Annotated in this window: 21 protein-coding genes; 14 read left to right on the top strand and 7 right to left on the bottom strand. The window is 38.6% G+C overall.

What is annotated here, in order from left to right:
• Nucleotides 1–33: 33 nt before the first annotated feature.
• The 6 genes from ACJVDH_RS14995 to ACJVDH_RS14970 form a co-directional block, all read right to left on the bottom strand.
• Entirely contained in the window at nucleotides 34–888 is an 855-nt protein-coding gene (locus ACJVDH_RS14995) for an ABC transporter permease (protein ID WP_443944215.1), read from the bottom strand.
• 68 nt (nucleotides 889–956) lie between these two features.
• Nucleotides 957–2,063 (bottom strand): glycosyltransferase family 4 protein, encoded by a 1,107-nt coding sequence (locus ACJVDH_RS14990; RefSeq protein ID WP_443944214.1) that lies wholly within the window; start codon nucleotides 2,061–2,063, stop codon nucleotides 957–959.
• Between the two features lie 5 nt (nucleotides 2,064–2,068).
• Entirely contained in the window at nucleotides 2,069–3,898 is a 1,830-nt protein-coding gene (asnB, locus tag ACJVDH_RS14985) for an asparagine synthase (glutamine-hydrolyzing) (RefSeq protein ID WP_443944213.1), read from the bottom strand.
• 165 nt (nucleotides 3,899–4,063) lie between these two features.
• Nucleotides 4,064–4,567 carry a UpxY family transcription antiterminator gene (locus ACJVDH_RS14980; protein WP_443944212.1) on the bottom strand — a complete coding sequence of 168 codons (504 nt, stop codon included), beginning with the start codon at nucleotides 4,565–4,567 and terminating at the stop codon, nucleotides 4,064–4,066.
• Between the two features lie 199 nt (nucleotides 4,568–4,766).
• Complete coding sequence (locus tag ACJVDH_RS14975; protein WP_443944211.1) at nucleotides 4,767–7,166, bottom strand: GumC family protein; 2,400 nt, start codon at nucleotides 7,164–7,166, stop codon at nucleotides 4,767–4,769.
• 34 nt (nucleotides 7,167–7,200) lie between these two features.
• Nucleotides 7,201–8,025: a polysaccharide biosynthesis/export family protein gene (locus ACJVDH_RS14970; RefSeq protein ID WP_443944210.1), complete on the bottom strand. Its 825-nt coding sequence runs from the start codon at nucleotides 8,023–8,025 to the stop codon at nucleotides 7,201–7,203.
• A gap of 372 nt (nucleotides 8,026–8,397) precedes the next feature.
• Here ACJVDH_RS14970 and ACJVDH_RS14965 point away from each other — a divergent pair, with 372 nt between their 5' ends.
• A complete protein-coding gene (locus ACJVDH_RS14965) occupies nucleotides 8,398–8,748 on the top strand; it encodes a hypothetical protein (RefSeq protein ID WP_443944209.1) in 351 nt (116 codons plus the stop codon).
• A 792-nt stretch (nucleotides 8,749–9,540) separates the two neighbouring features.
• Nucleotides 9,541–9,915: a hypothetical protein gene (locus ACJVDH_RS14960; protein ID WP_443944208.1), complete on the top strand. Its 375-nt coding sequence runs from the start codon at nucleotides 9,541–9,543 to the stop codon at nucleotides 9,913–9,915.
• Nucleotides 9,916–10,421: 506 nt separating this feature from the next.
• Here the strand turns inward: ACJVDH_RS14960 and ACJVDH_RS14955 are convergent.
• Entirely contained in the window at nucleotides 10,422–10,601 is a 180-nt protein-coding gene (locus ACJVDH_RS14955) for a hypothetical protein (protein WP_443944207.1), read from the bottom strand.
• Between the two features lie 506 nt (nucleotides 10,602–11,107).
• Here ACJVDH_RS14955 and ACJVDH_RS14950 point away from each other — a divergent pair.
• The 12 genes from ACJVDH_RS14950 to ACJVDH_RS14895 all read left to right on the top strand — a co-directional run bounded on the left by ACJVDH_RS14950 (nucleotide 11,108) and on the right by ACJVDH_RS14895 (nucleotide 22,277).
• Nucleotides 11,108–11,410, top strand: coding sequence for a hypothetical protein (locus ACJVDH_RS14950; protein ID WP_443944206.1), 303 nt, complete (start codon nucleotides 11,108–11,110; stop codon nucleotides 11,408–11,410).
• Between the two features lie 154 nt (nucleotides 11,411–11,564).
• Entirely contained in the window at nucleotides 11,565–12,020 is a 456-nt protein-coding gene (locus ACJVDH_RS14945) for a hypothetical protein (RefSeq protein WP_443944205.1), read from the top strand.
• A gap of 85 nt (nucleotides 12,021–12,105) precedes the next feature.
• Complete coding sequence (locus tag ACJVDH_RS14940; protein WP_443944204.1) at nucleotides 12,106–12,555, top strand: hypothetical protein; 450 nt, start codon at nucleotides 12,106–12,108, stop codon at nucleotides 12,553–12,555.
• Between the two features lie 595 nt (nucleotides 12,556–13,150).
• On the top strand, nucleotides 13,151–13,891 hold the full coding sequence (locus ACJVDH_RS14935; protein ID WP_443944203.1) for a glycosyltransferase family 2 protein: 741 nt from the start codon (nucleotides 13,151–13,153) through the stop codon (nucleotides 13,889–13,891).
• A gap of 142 nt (nucleotides 13,892–14,033) precedes the next feature.
• Entirely contained in the window at nucleotides 14,034–15,086 is a 1,053-nt protein-coding gene (locus ACJVDH_RS14930; RefSeq protein ID WP_443944202.1) for an MraY family glycosyltransferase, read from the top strand.
• A gap of 152 nt (nucleotides 15,087–15,238) precedes the next feature.
• Nucleotides 15,239–16,234, top strand: a complete 996-nt coding sequence (gene gap, locus ACJVDH_RS14925; protein WP_443944201.1) for a type I glyceraldehyde-3-phosphate dehydrogenase — start codon at nucleotides 15,239–15,241, stop codon at nucleotides 16,232–16,234.
• Nucleotides 16,235–16,338: 104 nt separating this feature from the next.
• The gene (locus ACJVDH_RS14920; protein ID WP_443944200.1) at nucleotides 16,339–16,776 is read left to right on the top strand and encodes a GNAT family N-acetyltransferase; all 438 of its coding nucleotides are present in this window, start codon (nucleotides 16,339–16,341) and stop codon (nucleotides 16,774–16,776) included.
• A gap of 6 nt (nucleotides 16,777–16,782) precedes the next feature.
• Nucleotides 16,783–17,976: a phosphoglycerate kinase gene (locus ACJVDH_RS14915; RefSeq protein ID WP_443944199.1), complete on the top strand. Its 1,194-nt coding sequence runs from the start codon at nucleotides 16,783–16,785 to the stop codon at nucleotides 17,974–17,976.
• A gap of 430 nt (nucleotides 17,977–18,406) precedes the next feature.
• Complete coding sequence (gene mraZ, locus ACJVDH_RS14910; RefSeq protein WP_443944198.1) at nucleotides 18,407–18,874, top strand: division/cell wall cluster transcriptional repressor MraZ; 468 nt, start codon at nucleotides 18,407–18,409, stop codon at nucleotides 18,872–18,874.
• Entirely contained in the window at nucleotides 18,864–19,769 is a 906-nt protein-coding gene (gene rsmH / locus ACJVDH_RS14905; protein ID WP_443944197.1) for a 16S rRNA (cytosine(1402)-N(4))-methyltransferase RsmH, read from the top strand. Before mraZ ends, rsmH begins: the two co-directional genes overlap by 11 nt.
• Complete coding sequence (locus ACJVDH_RS14900) at nucleotides 19,766–20,188, top strand: FtsL-like putative cell division protein (RefSeq protein ID WP_443944196.1); 423 nt, start codon at nucleotides 19,766–19,768, stop codon at nucleotides 20,186–20,188. Before rsmH ends, ACJVDH_RS14900 begins: the two co-directional genes overlap by 4 nt.
• A complete protein-coding gene (locus tag ACJVDH_RS14895) occupies nucleotides 20,178–22,277 on the top strand; it encodes a penicillin-binding protein (protein WP_443944195.1) in 2,100 nt (699 codons plus the stop codon). Before ACJVDH_RS14900 ends, ACJVDH_RS14895 begins: the two co-directional genes overlap by 11 nt.
• The last annotated feature ends 68 nt before the right edge of the window (nucleotides 22,278–22,345 follow it).

The following is a 22,345-nucleotide window of genomic DNA, read 5'->3' as shown; positions in this document are numbered from 1 at the left end:
AATTAGTGATAAAGTATAAACATGGTTGATTCATCACACCGTATCCACGAAATTCCGTTCCACTTTATTGAAAATAACAATACCAAATAACAACAACGCAACCGTTACAACTGTAGCATAGCCGAAACCATTCCAGCTAAAACTTCCTTCGCCTAAAAAGCCGTAACGGAAAGTTTCAATAATTGGTGTCATTGGGTTGTATTCTATAATCCAGGCGTAAGCCGGATATTTATTTATCGCTTCTGATAATGGGTAAATAACCGTTGTTGCATACATCAGCAATTGAACGCCAAAAGTCACCAGAAAAGCAAGATCCCGGTATTTTGTAGTCATTGCAGAAATGATCATTCCTGTTCCCAAACCCAACAACGCCATTAACAGAACCACAATAGGGAAGAGGCTGATTGCCCAGGTGATGTTGAAATTTGTTCCAATGAAATAATAGTAAATAACCATCATCAGAAATAAAATCATCTGAACGCCAAAGCGCACCAGATTGCTCACTACAATGCTAAGCGGCATAATCAAACGCGGAAAATAAACTTTCCCAAAAATACCAGCATTATCACGGAAAACAGTCGAGGTTTTGGTCAGGCAATCTGCAAAATAGTTCCAGGCGGTAATTCCGGCCATATAAAATAAAGGCTTCGGTAGTCCATCGGTTGATATTCCCGCCAGGTTACCAAATATAAATGTGAATATTATTGTGGTAAACAGCGGTTGGATAAAGAACCAAAGTGGGCCAAGAATGGTCTGTTTGTAAAAGGAAACAAAATCCCGACGCACCAAAAGGATCAGTAAATCCCGATAGGCCCAAACTTCATTCAGCTTCAAATCCAGTAAAGATGATTTACTTTCTATTACCCAGCTTTCTGTTTTGTGTTCCATTGATTAATCTAAGGTGTAAGATTTGAGCGATGTCTGTTTGGAAAGCCGAATTGAAATACTTTTGTGCATTAAATTACCAATAGTTTTTCGAGATGTTTTGCATACTGATTGAAACCAAAAGCAGAAATACAATTTTTCTGTTGTTGGTTCTTCCACTCGATAGATTTTGGCTGGTTAAAGATCTCCTCAATTGCTTGGGCAATCGAATTTATATCGTCTGGGTTTACCAACGTTCCTAATGCACCATTTAGAAGTGCATCTGAACTTCCATCTTCATTTCCGGCAACTACGGCGCAACCACAAGCGGCAGCTTCTATAAACGTAATGCCGAAACCCTCACCTTTACTGGGCATAGCAAATACATCCGCCAGAAGATAATGATCTGTCAATTGTTCATCGCTCAAATATCCTGTTAAGGTTATGCGGTTTTTTAAATTGTATTTTGAAATCAAAGATTGCAATCTCGCTTCTTCTTCTTGATCACTTTTTCCAGCCAGGATGAAATGAACGGATTCGGGCAGATGGCTCATGGCTTCAATAATTTTATCGTAGCCTTTATATTGTTCTGCAGATGACAACCGACACAACGAAAAAATAATTTTTGTTGAAGTGTTCAGCTGATATTTGTTGAGCAAAGCTTCATTCTTCTCAAAATTTGTGGGCAGTTCAAAATACGGATCAATGCAGTTGTGGAGAATAGTAATTTTTCGAGAATCTACGTGATGAATTTGCTTAATCTTAGAAGCGGTGTAATCACTTACAGCCAATATTTCGGTACTGTTTTGCAAAAAGACACGTTTCCAGGTTGCAAATGTATTCCATATTTCTATACCGTGGGCGAAAAGTACAATTCTCACCTTTGGTTTTAATTTTTTGATGATCCAGGCGAACAGCAGTAAATGAACATGACTAAGGATAACAATATCTGCCTGGCAACCTTCAGAGATTGCACGCAAAGCGAAGCTTATTTTTTTACCGCTGAAGCCAGTAAAATTTGCTTTGGGCACATATCTCTCGTCAGTGTCATCATCATACATACTCAAAACCGAATGTCTTGACACTACATTTCTTGCAGATAAATCAGTAAGCACTTTAGATACAGAGCGGCAAACTTTTTCTATTCCGCCAGTTAAGCTAAAGGTATTCAACGTTAAGAAGAGCACATTTTTACTCAATTTACTTATGCGTATTTAGCGCTTGGATTCGGTTTTTGATCAACAGAAGTAAGTTCAAATTGATTGGCTTGAAACAAAGCCATTGCTTTAGACCAATGTAATTCTCCACGTACAAAAGCTGTTTGCACTTTATTTTTGTTCAAGTTTTCTCTTTGGGATAAACCTTCAATAAAATATGTATTGTGCTTCAGCCAGTGTTGAAAAGGAAATGTGAAACCCATTTTTGGCCGGTTCCAAATGCTTTCGGGTAAAAGCCCTTTTAAAGAATCTATCAAAAGTTTTTTAGGCGTTTTGTTTTGATAAAGAATATTGCAGTTAATGCTTTCGACAGTTTTTATCAAATCCTGATCCAGAAAAGGTACACGAACTTCAACGCCATGTTGCATACTCATAAAGTCTGTATCTTTTAGCAATTGATTCTGCATATACATATTGCACTCTATCCAACGCGCAGTTTCTGAAGCATTTAAGTGCTCTGGCAAATTCTGGATATTTACTTGAGAAAGAATTTCGTTCACCTGTTTCAGGCTCAAATTTAAGAGTTCAGCAATTTCAAGAGGATTAAAAATTCCACGCAAAAACAGATACAAGCCTGATGTATTTTTATAGCTTAGGTAATACATTCTTTTGAGGAAATTTCTGCGACTGTTTAATCCAGATTTCAGCACAAATTTCGGCAACCGATTGAATAATTTAACCAACCACATTCTTTTGAAAGAAGGATAACCGCCAAAAAGTTCATCGGCACCTATGCCAGAAAGTACGGCTTTCAATCCATTTTGCTTTGCAAAATAGCTGATAAACCAAGAGTTTATTCCGTCAGTTGTGGGTTGATCCATTGCCCGCGATGCCTGTTCGAAATGTTTTTCAAAAAAAGATTGATCAATGGTATAGCTGCGATGCAAGCTGCCGGTTTTTTCGGCAATTTGTGTCTGATATTTTATTTCAGAGAATTGTTCAACATCAAAATTGACAGATAGCGTATTTAGTTGTGGATGTTTGGCCAGTAAAGCAAGCGCGCTGCTGTCTATTCCGCCGCTCAAAAATAAACCGATCGGCGCATCTGCTATAAGGTGTCTGTTTACCGCTTGAGTTAAGCTGCGCTCCACTTTTTCAATCGCTTCGCGTTTGTCAGAAATTTTAGTTCGCGCAGCAGAATTCGTAAAGGGCACTATAGACTTTCTTTGGGTAATATGATCAAAAAAAAGTATGTGTCTTTTCGGGAGCATTTTTACCTTTTCCAGCGTGGTATAAGGTTCCGGAATATGGCCAAATGCGAGTAAATACACTTTCCAGTTCGGATGTTCCTGGTAATTCTTATGCGATTGCTTGAAAGCCTTTACCTCTGAAGCGAAGGTTAAACAATCTTCTTCTTCTGAGTAATAAAGCGGTTTGATACCTGCACCATCGCGTACCAGAAGTGTTTTCTGCTGCTGCTGATCGTATAAAGCAAAAGCGAACATGCCTTTAAATTTTTCAAAGGCAGTTATTCCCCATTTGTGGTAACTCAATAAAATGACTTCAGTATCCGTATGTGTACGAAATTGAAAACCCAGTTCAATAAGCTCTGCTTTAAGTTCCTGGTAATTGTAAATTTCGCCATTAAAGGAAATAATGATTTTACCAGATTGATCTTGCATCGGTTGATGGCCATTTTCAGACAGATCAATCAGTGCCAGCCTTCTATGTCCAAGCGCCAAACCGTTTTCATCATCAAAATAAAACCCTTCGCCATCTGGTCCGCCGTGCGCCATTACATCACACATAGATTGAATGTCTTTTTGCAGTTGTTTTGCTGAACGATTTTTATCAATAATTCCGGCTATGCGGCACATGTAGTTTAAAAATTTGAAGCTCTGTTTTGGATATTTCAATGGCTGCCGGGCACAGCTTCGCCCTCTCAGTCACATTTTTTTTTAAAATGAACTGATAAAAAAGATATTATTTATTGCTGGCAGCTAATCTCCCAATGCTTTATGCAAAGTGAAGAGTGCTGCAGGTTAAATTGGGTCTATAAAAGCCATTGAGGTATTAATTTCAATGGCATGGCCCATATTTTCTAAACGCAAAATAATGCGCTGCTTATTCTGTAAAGATACCAATTCGGCCATTATTCCTTTAAAAGGTCCGGCTTTAATTACAACCTTTTGTCCGGGGTTAACGTCCAGTTCCAATACTTCAAGTTCTGCATCGGTAGCCAATAGTAATTTCAAATCTCTGATTTGTTGGTCAGGGATTGTAGCAATATGCCCTGAAAAATATAAAAATCGCGCAACGCCATTGGTCATTAATACTTCGGCGTATTCTTTTGCAGATATATATACGAACAAATAGGAATTTATAAGGGGTTCTTCGACCATTTTTTTTCGGTCGCTCCATTGCTTAATGCTTTTGCGCAAGGGTAAATATGCTTCAATATTTTTACGGCATAATTCCTGGTAAGCTTTTTTTTCTGCTCTGGACCGAGTATATATTGGATACCATTTATAATTGTGATCGATCATTTTTTATAAGGTATTTTTTAAATATAACTCGGTCTTCAGTTTGTTTGTTTGGGAACAGATTCTCCAACGAAAGTAGCAATGATGTTGTGTTTGCCGAAAATAAATGATGATTTGTAACCGGCTTTGTGACATTTCTCATGTTAAATGCGTTTTTGTTCACTGTAGTTTAATTTTTGCAGCGTATGCGGCTAAATTTCCATTATTTCTTTTTCCAGAATTGCCACCAGCGTCTGTTTTCGTCTTCATAGTATCCAGAACCAGAATATCCTGAATAATCAGAGTAATAATAGGTGCTGTTTCCGCCACCGCGACTATAATCTGTAGTATAGTAATTTGAATATAACGCATCGTCACCAAAGGCATTTAACACAATTGCTAAGTTACTCAAAGCATATTCTCTGGATAGACGTTCCGGAATATTTGCAGCCCTTTGCTGAGAAACGCCAGACCGGATTACAAATAAATTGATGTCTGAAGAACGGATGAGTGGAATGGCGTCAGACACCAAACCAACCGGTGCGGTATCTACTAAAACATAATCATATTCTTTTTCCAGTTTCACCAGTAAATCTTTCATTGCTGAAGTATGCAACAGTTCTGATGGGTTTGGCGGAACAGGGCCAGATGGAATAAAATCAATATGATGCAATTCATCGTGGATCAATGCTTCCTCTAAAGTTGCCTGCCCCGAAAGTATAGAACTCAGACCTTTTTTATTGTCTGCACCAAAGGCGTGGTGAAGCTTAGATTTTCTTAAATCGGCGGCAATTAAGATTACTTTTTTCTCAATCAGCGCCAGCGTACTCGCCAGATTTACGGTTACAAAAGATTTGCCTTCTCCGGATATTTCTGAAGTGATACAAATAATTTTACTTTGCTTATGGCTGGCTAAAAAGCTCAGGTTTGTACGTACGGAACGAACGGATTCTGCGAAAACCGATTTCGGCTTAGCAAGAGACAAAGCTTGTTTGCTGTTTTTGTCTATAAAATCCGGGAATTTACGGATAACACCGATAATCGGCGTATGCGTTAAACCTTCAACGGTTTCTTTATCGTAGATATATGGATTTAGAAAACGAACGAGCAGAATTAAACCAAAACCTGCAGCAAGTCCAAGCATTAGCGCCGTGCTGTACGCTTTATTTGCGTTAGGAGAAATGGCAAAATAAGACGGGTATGCCGGATTTACAATGGATGCACCCGGAACGATGGCGGCGGCATTCATTTCAGCTTCAAGTTTCTTTTCCGATAAATAAGAGCGCACTTTGTTGTTTACTTCGAAATTTGTCTGAAGCTTCACAAAGTTTTGTTCTTTCACAGGAATGGTGGTCATGCTTTGGTTTACTCCGGAAATCTGATTGTCGATATATCGAATGGTTTGTTCGTTATTCCGGCGCATAGATTGGATGCCGCTGCGGATACTTGCTTTTACATTGGCAATTTGCTGATCAATTTGTTTTATGGGTTGAGAATCTGGATTAAACTGACTAAGTTTCATCAATCTATTGGCGAGTAAAGTGTTGAGTTGCGCGACTGTTGCACCAACGCCAGAGCTCAGCTCTCCCTCTAAATCTACACCGATTTCTATTTTATTGCTGTTGTTGTTTACCTGTTCTTCAAGTTGTTTTATGCCCAGTAATTTGATGTTCAGTTCAGTTTTTTGCTTTTCAAAATCAGCCAGTTTATTTACAGTCATAGATGTAGATGAACCTACATCGTACATTTTGTTCTGTGTTTTATAGGTGGCCAAAGTACTTCCGGATTTTCCGGCTTCGGCATCAATAAAACCGAGTTGATTGTCTATAAAATCTACGGTTTGCCTGGCCGATCGTCTGCGTTGGATGACGTCATACTTGACATATTCTTTCATAATGGCATTTAGAATATCTGCAGCGAAAACCGCATTTGCATCGGTTTGGCTTAGTCCCATCACATTGGTGAAACGAGCAGCTTCGCCAATATTTAATCCGCCCATGGCGCGGCCAACAAAATCTTCTTTACTGTTAAACTTAAATTGATAGGTGCTGTTAGACGGTATCCGATCTTTAATTTTAAAGATCATGTTTCCCATATTTATAGCTTGATTGTATTGGTAACGGGTTTTTGCATCTTCATTTTCTGTGGTAGATATTTCAAAATGTTTGTCGTCTACAGATTTGACTGAATACATTGAACGACCGAAGTTTACGCTGTCTTGTTTCAATATTTCAATTACAAAAGGAACATTGGGATACAGCTCAGTCGTTCTCACCCGTCCTTTCAGATAATAACTGATTTTGTAATCCAGCGTTTTTACTGCATTTAAAATTACCTCGTTACTGCGTATTGTAAAACTCTCGGCCTGTATTTTATCCGTGTAATTGTAGTTTTGCATTGGCGATTGCGGTCCGGTGCTGATAGACGGATTGCTATCTTCAAGTTTCAGCGATGCGCCGGTTTGATAAATGGGTGGTGTGTACCACAAATAGAGCCAGGCACCAAAAAGTGAAATGGCTACGGTTGCGGCGATCCAATACCAACGGCTTAGAAATACCTTAAATATTTTGTAAAAATCGATACTTTGGCTTACAGCCTTTTTCTCTTGCACTAACTCTGTCAATGTATGTGATTTTGAAGTTAAATATCAGGATTTTTTATCTGGTTACCGTAAATATCAATACCGCTAAGTTTACCACAACGAGTACAGGCTGCAAGATATTGTTGAAACTCTGTAATTTGTCGCTAACGGCACTACTTTTGGTTTGCTGAAGCACGATAATATCATTGTTCTGCAAAACCAGTTTTTTACTGGCCAAACTGTTAATGTCATTTAGATTTACGTAAATAATCTCCGGATGGGCGCGATCCCCACGAATAATTTTCAGACTTTTAGGATCTGCGTTTTTAGAGATCCCTCCGGCTTCACCTATAATATCTATTAAATTGGTGTTGTCTCGTTCCAGTAGGAAATTTCCCTGTTTGCTAAACTCGCCTAGCAGCGTTACTTTTAAGTTTACTACACTCAATTCAATAATCGGATCTTTCAGAAGTTTAGTTTTATATAAATCCTGAATCTTTATTGCAGCTTCTCTGCGCGTTAAACCCACAACTTCTACTTTGCCAATCGCAGGTAAATTGACCATTCCATCAGGTTCTACGGGATAAGACAGTACATTTTGTATGTTTCCGCCGGCCTGGCTTCCAGCGCTTGAATTTACAGTAGATTGGTTTGAAATGCCTGATCCGGTTGTGGCGCCGAATTCAAAATTCTGAACGTTTCTAATCGCCAGCATGTCATTAATTTTGATCTTATAATAAGCATCACTGATTCCCTGATCATTGACTACGTACACATGTTTAATTGTATCTGTGACAATATCAGACGGTGCATTGAAAAGAGCGTGTTCTTTTCTGGCCGCACATGAGGTGATAAAAACAGCCAGAACAAGGAAATACACCAGTTTAAAATTCTTAAGCATACGCAGGGATCTTTCGTGTAAAATACAAAAATACCTTTAAATGGCAGATTTCAATAAAAAAAAAGCGCATTTGCTGCAGTTTACATAAATAAGTCTGGCTGCTTGATATATGTCAAACAGAAAGTGGGCGTATCTAATCCACCTTCTTCCAGGTAACTATATTTGTATGATTAAAAAGTGTTCGATGTAAACCAGTCCCAGTCATTGCCGTAATCATCGTTATTGAGTTGAATTAGATTATTGCTGGGAAAAACTAGGAAGCTATAAAAACGCTTAAAATCAAAATAACTAATCAGATCGAGATCCCCATCGTGAAGAAATACCGAATAGTGCCTGCAAGTTTATGCATGCATAATGTATTGAAAAAAACGCATGAGGATTTCAAGAATATTGCTAATTGTAATGTTGTGTTACGGCGGAAGCATGAAGGCGCAAAGTTGGGCTGTTTCAACAAGTGGAGGTTGCCTTTTAGATCGTAACAGTAATGTGATTGCCGGCAGTTGCCAATCCGATCCACGTTGTTCCTATGTGCCAACAGGTCAAACCAGGGAAAGCCGGGTTTGTAACGGATGGATTTTTTTCGGCATTTGCCTGGGTTGGAGTGCCTATTATACCGAACTCGAATATCGTGTAGAATGTCCGTTGGATGAGTATATCCCAGTTTTGTTTATTGTTTCTGCGGGATTAGTATGCGTCTTTTTACGTAAAAAATCAGCTGTTTAGGAACTGTTTTATAAGGTCAAAAATCTTCCGCTGCTAAATCAGCATGACAATTGTCATGTTCAATAGCTACAATATAGCTAAGGTATTTCAGCAGAGAATAGCTTTGAATATTCTTATACGCTATGTCTGCCGGACCGTCTCTTCGATTGAATTTCGTAGTCAAAATTATATTTTCATGTTGTTGCATAATTTTAAGCAGCAAAATTAGTGTCGCACAAAGCAACGGGCAAAGTATTTGTGCTGAACAATATAGCGGTAATCTGTTTACAAGTGGGTGAAGTCATGATTATCCATCGGGTACGCCAGTGAATACCAATGCAGGATATTGGACAGTCGGTGCAGTTTGCAATCCGGTCAATATCAATTGGCTGGGCGTCCGGACCAGTGGTGGGATCAACATCAGGTACGATTGATTTATTGTTTCATTCCCTGTGTATGCCGACGGCTATACTTATACTTATCATCGTCTGCCGCTTGATGATTATATTTTTCTTCCAATCATCATCAGCGGCATTGTCGTCTTTTTTCGACTTAGAAAAGAAAACCTGCTTTTTAAGACTGCACAACCTTTTATTAAAATTCTTGTTTCCCCAGTTTTCAGTTCCCTGGTTCAATAATATGCATTTTCCTGGACTGGTCAAGTTTAGCGTAAAAAATGAAATGAGTTCAACTATAGCAATTTTCTTTTTAACTCTGTTTATTTTTAATTCGTTGGATTGCAAGGTTTTGATTCTTGTTTTGTAGTTTTGAAGGGTTGCTCATCCCCATTTTCTGACATTTTAATCTAATGAAATGAAAAAACAGATTGGGATAACGCTCGCGATAATTCTCCTCGCAGTATGTAGCTTTTTCACTCAGGCGCAAACCCGTGCATGTCTGATCACCAGCGGAAACTATAACAATTATGTATTTGGATACAATTCACTTACAGGTTTGTATGTATTCACAGATTATGGGATAAATTACTGTCCTGAAGGTTCAACAGCGCTAACGCAATTTCGAAGAACAACTATGTATTCCCCAACGGAAACTTGTACCGTAATTGGTTATGGTACAGGGGTAAGGGTGACTTATGTGGTTGCCAACTGCGCGTTGGATTTAAACATCTACACTGTTTTAATATCATGTTGCTGTATCATTTTGTTTAGGAGGTTTATAGCAGACTAAAAAATGGCAACGTCTAGTTCTCCAGAATTTGACTAAACATCTGAGGAAGGTGTTCTTTGGTCTGTATTCGTAAAAGATTTGCGAGATATTTTATTTTCTTACACATAAATAGGTATGAATATTTACATTTGCAATGTCTAATTCCCTATTTAGTTGTGTAATCCTATGATGAAATTTTTGTCCATCGGAATAGCCTTTTTATTACTATTCTTTGTAACAACAACATTTGCACAAAGTGGTTGTTTTCTTAGCTCAAACAATAGATTGTATACGTACGAACCCTTTAATAACGGTGCTTTTTCTTCAAAATCTGGTGTTGTTTCTTTGAGTAGCGGCTATTGTAGTTGGAGACAAATTACAACAAGTTCAAGTTCTTGCAGAGTTTGTTCTGGGCCAAATAGCATCACATATAATACCAGTACAAATGAATACATCAGCTGCGATACGCCAATTGTAGGGGTAAGAGGGAGCTATGAGATGGTTCGTTGTCCTTTAGATTCTGACGCTTATTTTCTACTTGGATTTTCTGTATTTACAGCAGTTTTAATTGTCCGCCGGGATTTTCTGCAACCTAGATTAAAGGCTTTGTAGTTTGTTAGCATTTTTGAGCTGCCCAAAGTAATTTTAGAAGCGAACCTGCCAAATATGCCTGTAAAATTATTGACGATTTTTTTTCTTCTTGACATCGGTCAACTTTTTAAGTTGAATTTTTGCAATAGCCCGATCGGGCTAAAGTTATTTGTCAAATTTCCACTCTTCCAAAACATTCCCATTCTGTCGTTTAAAAGCATAAAAAGTAATTTATGTAGTATTAATACTACCTTTTGATAGCTAACCTGGTATATTGTAAATTGTTACAAAAAGGTCATGACGTAGGTTCCAACTCTCGATCACCATTTATTAGGGGATAGAAATGTGCTATATTTGCAAAAAATGTATGATAACTCATACGTTTTTTTAGTTGTCTATCCCTATTTTTATGAAATTGTTTATCGCAATCGCTGCGACAGTTGTGCTGTCGTGTGCATGCTTTGTTGTTTATCCACGAACTACCGGTGTTGGCTGTAACTTAAATGGCTCTGGGTTGTATATTACCTATCTAGGTGATGCAAATTATTATGGAAGTTCCACTGATATCAGGCCTGTTTACTCGAATTCTACTAGCCCAGCAAGTTTTATAACCAGAAACGTTATGGGATATAAATCATCGGGAAATCATTACAATTATATATGTGGTCAGATCAATGAGTTCTATAGTGACTATGGTCCAACTCAAATGGAACAGACATCACTAAACAAACCATGTGAGGTTGCTCCAACTGCAAGTACACCATCGGGATCTGCTTCCCATGGAACACTTTACCAGTATAGTATTAACAATTCTACTTATTGCACAACCACGATAACCCCAATGCCTTTAGATGACCACATCTTTGCAATTGGTGCAGTGATCTGTTTTATTGGATTTGGATGGATTAAAAAAATGGTAGTTTAGTTCTATCTCTCTATATATTACTCAGTATCGCCATAGCAAACAAATAGTTTATCATAGTAATCCAAATTGTAACTATGATTAATGAATAAAAAGAACAAATGATAATCGGGAAATGTGGAGTAACTTAGTTTAAGTCTTTGACTTATATAAGGTTATGAAACGTTTGGTTTTTATATTTGCTTCACTCATCATTTCGTTGTGTGAAATAAAAGCAGCTGAGGGATGTCGTGTAGGAAATGTTGTATATCCTAATTTTGCCGGATACAATACTTTATCGTTGAGCGCTAGCATCCCTCCCGTGATTGTGTTTGGGGACAAGGTTTTTTACAATACTGGAGGTATATCTACCGAGGTTAATGCATGTCCAGGTTATGCTGTAGTAACCTCTACTGGTGCAAGCTGTTTATATGGTAGCCCGACAGTTTCTCTTGGCTTGGGCGGCAATAACTTAGCTGTGTGCTTAAATTGCCCAAGTGGCACAATAGTGCAATATAATTACTTTTCATGTGATCTTGATGATTTTACTTGGCCAATGATTTTTTTAACAGTTAGCATAGGTATATTAATGATAACTAGAAATAGGTTTGCTTTTTGTTACTTCAACCCTTAGGAGGGGACTATGTCAATGAACAAAAGGAATGGGAAATTTGGTACTTATGTAAATTAATTTAGCAGAATAAAATTCTGTTAAAATCATGAAATATCCATTCGTTTCGGTTGTATTAGCCGTGATTACTACCTCTTTTTTACCAGTCATGGCGCGGGCACAAATCTCGGGCTGTCTCATTGCTTCAAGTAAAACAGTTTATACTGAAACGGAAAACGTGGGTTTGATCAACGCTGTGTTGGCTATCATATTCGGAAGTGTTCAAGCATACAAATCGAGTCCAAGTACTTCCAGTACGACCGCTTGCATGTCCGGGCAACAAACAGTATGGGTGGCCGGTTCTACACCTTGCAGGGTTTGTCCATCAGGCTATAATGTTTTAAATCTGGTAACCGGCTGCAACGGCTCCTCTCTTGAAGGTTTTGTCGCATCGCCTAGGATTGTTGCCTGCAACCTTGACGATTATTCCTGGGCACTCGGAACAGCAGCTGGGATTTTCGGACTGATCATTATCCGAGGCAAAAATTTGTTGAAATAAATAGAACATTTTTCCATTTGATTGAAAAGAAAACAACACTGTATTTTCTTTGGTAACCGATTAAATAAACCCGGTGTAATTTTATAGGTTTTTATGTGATCAGCCAATTTGCAATCCTCTGAAAACCTTATATTTAGAACTTGATTAATGCTTTTATCTTTATGAAGAAATTGTTGTTAATCATCCCTAATGCGCTGAATCCGAAGCGACGGATTTTCTCTACACCCATATTTCTATTTGTTATACTCTGGTCCGAGATGGTTTATGCAGATCGGGAGGGTTGTATGGTTCCCAGTTATCCATATTACATTTTTTACAATGAATATTCGGATCTGGGCGGGCATCCAAATTATTTGTTTAGCTCTAATGGCAGTAATTACGCTAATAATTATTACCGGATAAGCGATCGATGCCCACTGGAAACACAAACAACTTGTTATCTCTATGAGCTGGATGGGACGTTAAAAGACGTCGGTTATTTTACAGACTTTGATGCGGCCTATTGTTCATTTGACAATCATGTATATCTATTCCTTATCTTTGCTTTGCTGATGCCTCTAATAAATATGAAAAGGCTTTTATGGTTTAAAGATACATGAAGATTTCGCTGATTACAGTTGTATATAATGGAGAAACCTATTTGCGTCAATGCATGGAAAGTGTTTTTGCACAACAAGGCGTTGATCTTGAATATATCGTGATCGATGGAGCTTCAACAGACTCTACCTCATCGATTATCAAGTCTTTCGAGAATAAAATTGATGTACTGGTATCAGAGCCCGATAAAGGTCTATATGATGCAATTAACAAAGGGATTGCACTTTCCTCTGGAGAAGTTATTGGTTTGTTAAATGCGGATGATAAGTTTGCCGATTCTTATGTTTTACAAAAAGTTTCAAAAGCATTTCAACTGGATAAGCAGTTGCAGGCTTTATATGGAGATTTAAACTATATACATCCTGTTTCGGAAAAAATTATCCGCCGTTGGAAATCAAAACAAGCAGGGGTAAGTGATTTTGAAAATGGATGGATGCCGGCACATCCAACATTATACCTGAAACAGGAACTCTTTGACCGATACGGGGGATATGCGCTTAATTTTGGTTCGGCCGCAGATTATGAGTTAATTTTACGCTTTTTGTTTAAACAAAAAATAACAATGAGCTATTTGCCGGTTTTGATGGTGAATATGCGTGTTGGTGGGGTCAGTAATTCCTCATTTAAAAACCTGATCCGTGCCATACGATACGATTTCAAAGCCATGAAAATGAATGGTTTATCTTATCCTTTAATTGCGTTATTTAAAAAGAAACTCTCTAAACTTCTTCAATATTGACATTTGTCTGGTAAAATCTTTGTTTTCGGACGAAATTAACCTGATACGGGAGCCCAGTTTTGCGGGTTTTCTTATATTTGTGTAAAACATCCCCGATATTTTGCTGAGACATTTGATACATACCGAGCCGATTTACTTCTACATGGCAATCATCTGCCTTTCATTTATTATGGTTTTGGCCAGTATTCCGTCTATTATTTATACTTCGTTAAAATATCGACTTTTTGATACCAATGATTTGTATAGAAAGACCCATAAAGGGAATATTTCTCGCTTGGGCGGCTTAGCGATTGTAGGAAGTTTCACGATATCATTATTGCTCTTTTCTGCATTGATCGACTTTAAAGAGGCCAATTTTTTGATCGTTTCGTGTATCATCTTATCTGCATTAGGGCTTAAAGATGATATGTACGGCACAAATACCAGTACGAAGTTTATTTTGCAGTTGGTTGTTGCGGCAATTTTGGTTTTTTTTGGTGGTTTTAGATTAAGCAGCTTGTATGGAGTGCTTAATATCGGAGAAATGATTCCACTCTGGGGCGGTATTTTTTCTATCATTCTGATTATTTTTCTGAATAATGCCGTTAACTTGATTGATGGAATAGATGGGCTCGCTGCTTCAATCGGTTTGGTGGTAAATATCACTTTTGGTTTGGCTTTTGCCTTTATGGGCCATCCGGCGTATGCATTTATTGCTTTTGCACTTGCAGGTGCTGTGGGTGGATTTATCCGTTACAACTGGTGTCCGGCAAAAATTTTTATGGGTGATACCGGCGCTTTAATCATCGGCCTTGTATCTGCTGCACTGGCCATCAAATTTATTGAAATGAATAAATTTTCAGAACTCAACAACAACCCATATTTTTATTCCGCTCCTGCAATTGCGGTTTCAGTATTAATAGTGCCTATCTTTGATTCTTTGCGTGTATTTTCCATTCGGATATTAGCCAGAAAATCGCCATTTAAGGGTGATAGAAACCATATTCATCATCGTTTGGAGCGCTTAGGTTTAAAAGCCAATCAAATCGTTTTGTTTACGGTATTGTTTAATGTTGTCATTGTTGCCTGTACATTTACACTGCAGAATTTAGGTAATTTCATGCTTATCATTCTGCTTATAAGTGTTTGCGCACTTTTAAATCTTTCGCTAACATTATTGCTTCGCAAAAAAGAGAAATCAGGTTTCCCGGCCTAAAAACCAGTATCCACTTTGTGTGTAAAACCGGCAGTTGCGTGTGGCATTTGTTAGGCAATTGTAAAGGCGCAATCAGACCTGTTATATGGTACAATTTCTTCTTGCGATAATCCATTAAATTAACTTAGTTTTGCGCTCTAAAATTGATCACAATGAGAATAGCAATTAATGGTTTCGGGAGAATTGGGCGAACCTTTTTGCGTTTGGCATTAAAAGCGGGAATTGAGGTTGTGGCCATTAATGACCTTGCCGATGCTGCCACCATGGCGCATCTATTCAAATACGATTCTGTACACGGAGTATTTAACGGTAATGTTAAAGCTAAGCCAGATGCAGTATGTATAGATAAAACCTGCATTCCGGTATTTTCAATTAAAGATGCCGAGGAATTACCTTGGTCTGCGTTGCATGTTGATTTGGTGGTAGATTGTACCGGCCGGAATTTAACTACAGAGCGCGCAAACCAACATCTTGTTGCCGGGGCCAAACAGGTTTTGATTTCTGCACCTGCAGCAGATGATATTCCAATGGTTGTTTTAGGTGTAAATGATCACGAAATAGACATTAACTCGCCAATTTTATCTAACGCGAGTTGTACAACCAACAACATTGCGCCAATGATAAAAATCTTGAACGACAATTGGGGCGTTGAAGAAGGATATATTACCACCGTACATTCTATGACTGGCGATCAGAATCTCCACGATGCGAATCACCGCGATTTGCGCAGGGCACGTGCAGCATCTTCGTCAATTATTCCCACTACTACAGGCGCAGCAAAAGCCATTACCCATATTTTTCCATCGCTGGATGGGCGTTTGGGTGGTGCAGGTATCCGTGTTCCGGTGTTGAACGGTTCTCTCACAGATTTTACCTGTTTGCTAAAAAGCAAAGCAACAATTGCTGAAATTAATGCCGCATTTAAACTTGCCGCCGAAAATGAACTGAAAGGTGTGGTAGAATATACGGAAGATCCGATTGTATCCGTTGATGTGATTGATAATCCACATTCTTGCCTTTTTGATGCACAGCTTACCTCTATCGTTGGCGATATGGTCAAAGTTGTGGGTTGGTACGATAACGAATTTGGATACAGCAGTAGATTAATCGATATTGTTAAAAAGATTGAAGCCGCTAATCTTCGGTAAATCTAAATCCCGTTTTACTAAAGCAAGGCTTGGCAATGTTGAGGGTTTTTATAACTTTGCCTGTACGATTGTCCCCTGAGGCATTTATTGATTCAACAATAAATATGGTAAAGTTTATTCTTCCAGAACAAGTATTGCCTTTAAGAAGTTTACTCTTGCGCAATGGAAAACCTTTTGAGCAGTGTGTATTTGATGGTGACGATGCCTACGATACCTTTCATCTTGGTTATGAAAAAGACGGCCAAATTCTTTCGGTTGCAAGTTTTATGCGCAGTGATTTCTTTCCCGGCGGTGGCATAGGTTACCAGCTTCGCGGTATGGCCACTCATCCGGATTTTGGCGGATTGGGTTTTGGCGCTGCATTAATCAAATTTGCCATAAGCTATCTTGAAGAATACAACACAGATTACCTTTGGTGCAATGCAAGATCTGCCGCTGCGCCATTCTACAAAAAAATAGGCTTTAGCAGTGAATCACCAGAATTTGATATCCCCGGTATCGGATTCCATTATGAAATGAAATTAAACTTAATTACAAAATAAAAAACGATGAAAACAATAGACCAGCTTGATTTCAAAGACAAAAAAGCCCTGATCCGGGTGGATTTTAACGTTCCTTTGGATGCAGAATTTAATATTACCGACGATAAAAGAATCCGCGCGGCACTTCCAACCATCAATAAAATTTTAAAAGATGGCGGCTCTGTTGTTTTGATGTCTCACCTGGGCAGACCAAAAGATGGTCCGACAGATAAATATTCTTTAAAACACATCCTGAAAGATCTTTCTTCGCTATTAAATGTTGAAGTAAAATTTGCAGACGATTGTATTGGCGAATCTGCAACTACACAATCAACAGATTTAAAAGCAGGCGAAGTTTTATTGCTAGAAAACCTTCGTTTCTATAAAGAAGAAGAAAAAGGGGACGTTGCTTTTGCAGAGAAATTGTCAAAACTTGGAGAAGTATATGTAAATGATGCTTTCGGTACTGCACACCGTGCACATGCCTCGACAGCTGTTATTGCTCAGTTTTTTCCTGATGCAAAATATTTTGGATATCTGATGGCATCTGAAGTGGCTAATGCAGAGAAAATCCTGAACAATGCAGAGAAACCATTTACTGCAATTATGGGCGGTGCAAAAGTTTCAGACAAAATTCTTTTGATCGAGAAATTATTGGATAAAGTAGACAATCTGATTATTGGTGGCGGTATGGCATATACTTTTGCCAAAGCGCAAGGTGGCGAAATTGGTACTTCACTATTAGAAGCCGACAAGCAAGATCTTTCTTTAGAATTAATCGAAAAAGCTAAAGCCAAAGGCGTGAATCTGATTTTACCTGTTGATACCGTTATTGCAGATAAATTTGCAAATGATGCAGATAAAAAATCCGTAGATTCCGGACAAATTCCTGCAGATTGGATGGGATTAGATATCGGCCCGAAATCTGTTGAACTTTTCTCTGAAGTAATCAAAAACTCAAAAACCTTATTGTGGAATGGCCCGATGGGTGTTTTTGAAATGGAAAATTTCCAGATCGGAACAAAAGCGATTGCAGAAGCGGTTGTTGCTGCAACTAAAGATAACGGTGCTTTCTCACTTATCGGTGGTGGCGATTCTGCTGCTGCAATTGCGAAATTTGGCTTTGAAGATGAAGTAAGTTATGTATCTACAGGCGGCGGTGCTTTACTAGAATATATGGAAGGTAAAGAGTTGCCCGGCGTTAAAGCCATTAACGAATAAATATATTTAGCCGAAAGGCCGATTGGAAAGCAGGGTTTTTTAAAAATTCCCTGCTTTTTTTATGCGCAGAATAATGATCCGGTATTTGGATACAGCTATCCGATTGACCTTTAATACTGCTCATCAAAGATTGAAGAAAATCGTACTCGTTTTGGGAAATTCTCCCACTTTACAACACCATTCCCGTTAAAACGCACTATTTCCGGTTTTTTATTTTGTTGTGGTGCTCAAAAACGGCTTTAAGTTAGTTTTTGACGCCAAGTAAGCTCATTTCTTGATTTGTCTCAATCTTAGTTTAAACAGCAGATTTCACAATTTTTACCCTTCAAGTGAGCGTTAATGTTGTGTTGAAAACTTTTTTGTGGTAAAATGTGGTAAAAAGTGGTAGAAGTATTTACTTTTACACTACATAAAAAGTGTAGATACCGTAATGACTCAACTTTTAGGAGAATTTGATTGTAAACTTGATGCGAAAGGCCGCCTAATGGTGCCTGCTTCGCTCAAGAAACAATTGCCTGATGCTGAGCGGGATGGTTTGGTCGTGAATCGCGGATTTGAGAAAAATCTGGTGATTTATCCGAAAAAAGTTTGGGAAGCCATTGTCATGGATTTGAATAAACTTAATTTATACGAAAAAAAGAATCGTGATTTTTTACGTGTGTTTACCCGTGGTGCAACAGATCTTTCCCTTGATGCGGCTGGTCGGGTTTTGCTTCCGAAATCCCTGGTAGAATTTGCCGGCATTTCATCTGATGTTGTTTTGGCTTGTCAGTTGGATAAAATCGAGGTATGGGATAAACAGGCTTATGAAAATCTTTTTGATGATGTGCCAGAAAACTTCGCCAGCTTGGCTGAAGAAGTAATGGGTGGTAATAACAGGAGGGAAGATGGAGAATAATTACCACGTTCCGGTTATGTTGCAGCCTTGCATAGACGGATTGAATATTAAGCCAGATGGCGTATATGTAGACGTAACTTTTGGTGGCGGTGGCCATTCAAGAGAAATTTTAAAACACCTTGGTCCAAAAGGAATATTAATTGCTTTTGATCAGGATCCGGATGCGCAGGCAAATATTCCGCAAGATGATCGCTTGGTTTTTATCGATCAGAACTTTGGCTTTTTAAAAAATAACCTACGCTTAAAAGGTTTTCGCGAAGTAGACGGTATTCTTGCTGATTTAGGTGTTTCATCGCATCAGTTTGATGTTCCGGCGCGCGGTTTTTCCATTCGTAAAAATGGCGATTTGGATATGCGTATGGATCAGCATGGAGATCTTACGGCAGCAAAGGTATTGAATACGTATGCAGAAGATAAACTGCACCGCATTTTTGGTATTTATGGCGAGGTGAAAAACGCAAAATCACTTGCAAGAGCAATTGTTACTGCGCGTTTGGATCGGCCATTTTCAGATATCGAGAGTTTTAAAACGGCTATTGCAGAGTATATCCCAAGAGGAAAAGAAAATAAATATCTGGCGCAGGTTTTTCAGGCTTTGCGTATAGAGGTTAATGCAGAAATACAAGTGCTTGAAAATTTCCTTCAACAATCCTCAGAAGTTTTGAAACCAGGGGGCAGATTGGTGGTGATGTCTTACCATTCTTTAGAAGATCGGCCGGTTAAGAATTTTATGGCGAAAGGCAAATTTCAGGGCGAAGTCGAAAAAGATTTTTTCGGTAACCAACAAAAACCATTTGATGTAATTACCCGCAAAGCAATTGTTGCTACAGACGAAGAAATTGCCCAGAACAACCGGGCAAGAAGTGCTAAACTAAGAATAGCTGAAAAGATATGAACAAGTTTAGACAAGAAATAGAAGAGGAAGAAACTGGGCCAGAACCAGAGTTGAAATCTGCACCCAAAAAGGTGAAAAGTGTAGACGATAAAATGGATAGTAATTCATTTATCAATAAGCTTTTTAGTGAAGGATTAGTTACCAAAGAGGCTGCAACAAATGCATTGCCTTTTTTGTGTTTTCTGGCATTTTTGGGCATGGTTTATATCGCAAACAGCCATTTTGCAGTAAACAATGTTCGCCGGATAGACAAATTAAATAAAGAAGTAAAAGAGTTAAGATGGGAGTATAAATCTTTAAAAGCGGATCTGATGTTCAAGAGTAAATTAACAGAAGTAGCCAAAAAAGTAGATACACTCGGTATAAAGGAATTAATTGAACCACCAAAAAAAATAATTGTTAAAAGCGATGAATATTAGAGCAAACATATTGCTTCGGGTATATCTGGCATTTGGCTTAATTGTGCTTTTTGCCCTTGCGGTTTTGCTGCGTTTGGGGCAGGTTCAGTTTGTGCAAGGACATAAATGGAAAGATATGGCCGATAGCCTGTCTACCCGTTATGTAAATGTTGAGGCAACCCGTGGAAATATTTACTCTAATGATGGAAGTTTGCTTGCAACATCTGTTCCGGAATATGAACTTCGGATGGATATGTTTGCCGGCGGAATCCAGGATGACCACTTATTCAATGAAAAAGTAGATTCTCTTGGGGCTAAACTCGCAATGATTTTTCAGGATAAAACCGCTAAAGAATATGCGCGCTACCTGCGCAAAGGAAGACGGGACAGTGCGCGGTATCTTCTGATTCACCGCAAAGTTGGTTATGCAGATTTAAAAACCATTCGCACTTTTCCTTTATATAATGTCGGCAAATTTTCTGGCGGCTTAATCGCGGTTCAGCAGAACAAGCGAATTTTGCCGTTCAAAAGTCTGGCGGCAAGAACCATTGGCTACAAAAATGAAAACGTTAAAAATGGAGTAGGACTTGAAGGTGCGTATACCGAATATATTAACGGTGAAACCGGAAAACGTTTAATGCAGCGTATTGCTGGCGGTGTATATATTCCGGTAAATGATGAGGCAGAAGTTGCCCCGAAAGATGGTGCAGATATTATTTCTACCATTGATATCAATATGCAAGATCTGGCACAAAGCGCGCTTGAAAAACAATTGATTAAATCGCAGGCAGATCACGGAACGGTGATATTAATGGAAGTGGCTACCGGCGAAATCAGGGCGGTTGCTAATTTTTCTAAGGTCGAAGAGGGTGTGTATAAAGAGAAATTTAATTATGCCATTGCTGGAAATCAAGATCCGGGCTCAACATTTAAACTAGCCTCTTATATGGCACTTTTAGATGATAATCTGGTAGATACAAATACATTGATTGGAACGGGATACTATCAGATTCCGGGAAAACTGATCACAGATTCGCATCCGAAGATAGAAACTGTAACTGTAAAAAGAGCATTTGAAGAATCATCTAACGCGGCGATTGCAAAATTGATCAATACACATTATGGCGAAAATCCGTCAAAATTTACTGATCACCTATATCGTTGGAAACTGAATGAAAAAACAATTCTTCAAATTCCTGGCGAGGCACAACCGGTTGTGAAAAATCCGAGCTTCAAAAGCTGGAACAAAAACATGACCTTGCCTCAAATGGCTTACGGTTATGAAATGCAACTTACACCATTGAAAATGCTTTCGTTTTATAACGCAGTAGCGAACGAAGGGAAATATGTAGCGCCAATTTTTGTGAAAGAAATCCGCAGACTCGGAAATCCGATTGAGCAATTTAGAGCACGCGTAATTGACGATAAAATCTGTTCAGACGAAGCTTTAAGTAAAATTAAAAAAATGCTCGAAGGTGTAGTTACTGAGGGTAGCGGAAAGCAGATTGTGTACAATCCTTTATATAAAATTGCTGGAAAAACAGGTACAGCTCAGGTTGCCGATGGCAATCGCGGGTATAAAGGCAAACGACAATATCAAGCTTCTTTTGTTGGATATTTCCCCGCTGATAAGCCAAAGTATTCCATGATTGTCGTGATCAATGATCCTAAAGGCGCGTATTATGGAGCAACAGTTTCAGGACCAGTTTTCCGTGAAATTGCAGACAGGATTTATGCCAGCGATATGCAAATGTACAATGATGTACCAACGCGATTGGTTGGAAATACAGCAAATCCGCCAACCAAAGCCGGACAAAGTAAGGCCACACAAAAAGTGTATACCGCTTTTGGTTTTAAACCGCTTTTTGCTTCAAAATCAGAATATTATAATGTGGTTTCTACCAGCGCGGGGCCGGTTTTTCAAGAGAATAGTGAACGTAAAGGTATTATGCCGAATGTAGAAGGAATGGGTTTAAAAGATGCATTGTATTTATTGGGCAATGCAGGTCTTAAAACCAAAGTAGTTGGTGCAGGGAAAGTAATTAGTCAGTCTATTACTGCTGGTACACGTGTAGGAAAAGGATTAGGTGTGCAAATAGAATTGAATTAAAAAGTCCGGAGTCTGAATTTAGGAGCCCGGAGTTTGATATAGAGGAATTGATACAGAGGAGAAGTTTT

Source organism: Pedobacter terrestris, from assembly GCF_052343045.1.
Classification (GTDB): domain Bacteria; phylum Bacteroidota; class Bacteroidia; order Sphingobacteriales; family Sphingobacteriaceae; genus Pedobacter.
This window is presented reverse-complemented; position numbering and strand designations above follow the sequence as displayed.

What these genes read in the sequence shown, in the direction of transcription:
- ACJVDH_RS14995 (WP_443944215.1), bottom strand. Translation starts at nt 888, where the DNA reads ATGGAACACAAAACAGAAAGCTGGGTAATAGAAAGTAAATCATCTTTA.
- asnB (WP_443944213.1), bottom strand. Translation starts at nt 3,898, where the DNA reads ATGTGCCGCATAGCCGGAATTATTGATAAAAATCGTTCAGCAAAACAA.
- ACJVDH_RS14980 (WP_443944212.1), bottom strand. Translation starts at nt 4,567, where the DNA reads ATGATCGATCACAATTATAAATGGTATCCAATATATACTCGGTCCAGA.
- ACJVDH_RS14970 (WP_443944210.1), bottom strand. Translation starts at nt 8,025, where the DNA reads ATGCTTAAGAATTTTAAACTGGTGTATTTCCTTGTTCTGGCTGTTTTT.
- ACJVDH_RS14965 (WP_443944209.1), top strand. Translation starts at nt 8,398, where the DNA reads ATGAGGATTTCAAGAATATTGCTAATTGTAATGTTGTGTTACGGCGGA.
- ACJVDH_RS14960 (WP_443944208.1), top strand. Translation starts at nt 9,541, where the DNA reads ATGAAAAAACAGATTGGGATAACGCTCGCGATAATTCTCCTCGCAGTA.
- ACJVDH_RS14955 (WP_443944207.1), bottom strand. Translation starts at nt 10,601, where the DNA reads ATGTCAAGAAGAAAAAAAATCGTCAATAATTTTACAGGCATATTTGGC.
- ACJVDH_RS14950 (WP_443944206.1), top strand. Translation starts at nt 11,108, where the DNA reads ATGGGATATAAATCATCGGGAAATCATTACAATTATATATGTGGTCAG.
- ACJVDH_RS14945 (WP_443944205.1), top strand. Translation starts at nt 11,565, where the DNA reads ATGAAACGTTTGGTTTTTATATTTGCTTCACTCATCATTTCGTTGTGT.
- ACJVDH_RS14940 (WP_443944204.1), top strand. Translation starts at nt 12,106, where the DNA reads ATGAAATATCCATTCGTTTCGGTTGTATTAGCCGTGATTACTACCTCT.
- ACJVDH_RS14935 (WP_443944203.1), top strand. Translation starts at nt 13,151, where the DNA reads ATGAAGATTTCGCTGATTACAGTTGTATATAATGGAGAAACCTATTTG.
- ACJVDH_RS14930 (WP_443944202.1), top strand. Translation starts at nt 14,034, where the DNA reads ATGGCAATCATCTGCCTTTCATTTATTATGGTTTTGGCCAGTATTCCG.
- gap (WP_443944201.1), top strand. Translation starts at nt 15,239, where the DNA reads ATGAGAATAGCAATTAATGGTTTCGGGAGAATTGGGCGAACCTTTTTG.
- ACJVDH_RS14920 (WP_443944200.1), top strand. Translation starts at nt 16,339, where the DNA reads ATGGTAAAGTTTATTCTTCCAGAACAAGTATTGCCTTTAAGAAGTTTA.
- ACJVDH_RS14915 (WP_443944199.1), top strand. Translation starts at nt 16,783, where the DNA reads ATGAAAACAATAGACCAGCTTGATTTCAAAGACAAAAAAGCCCTGATC.
- mraZ (WP_443944198.1), top strand. Translation starts at nt 18,407, where the DNA reads ATGACTCAACTTTTAGGAGAATTTGATTGTAAACTTGATGCGAAAGGC.
- rsmH (WP_443944197.1), top strand. Translation starts at nt 18,864, where the DNA reads ATGGAGAATAATTACCACGTTCCGGTTATGTTGCAGCCTTGCATAGAC.
- ACJVDH_RS14900 (WP_443944196.1), top strand. Translation starts at nt 19,766, where the DNA reads ATGAACAAGTTTAGACAAGAAATAGAAGAGGAAGAAACTGGGCCAGAA.
- ACJVDH_RS14895 (WP_443944195.1), top strand. Translation starts at nt 20,178, where the DNA reads ATGAATATTAGAGCAAACATATTGCTTCGGGTATATCTGGCATTTGGC.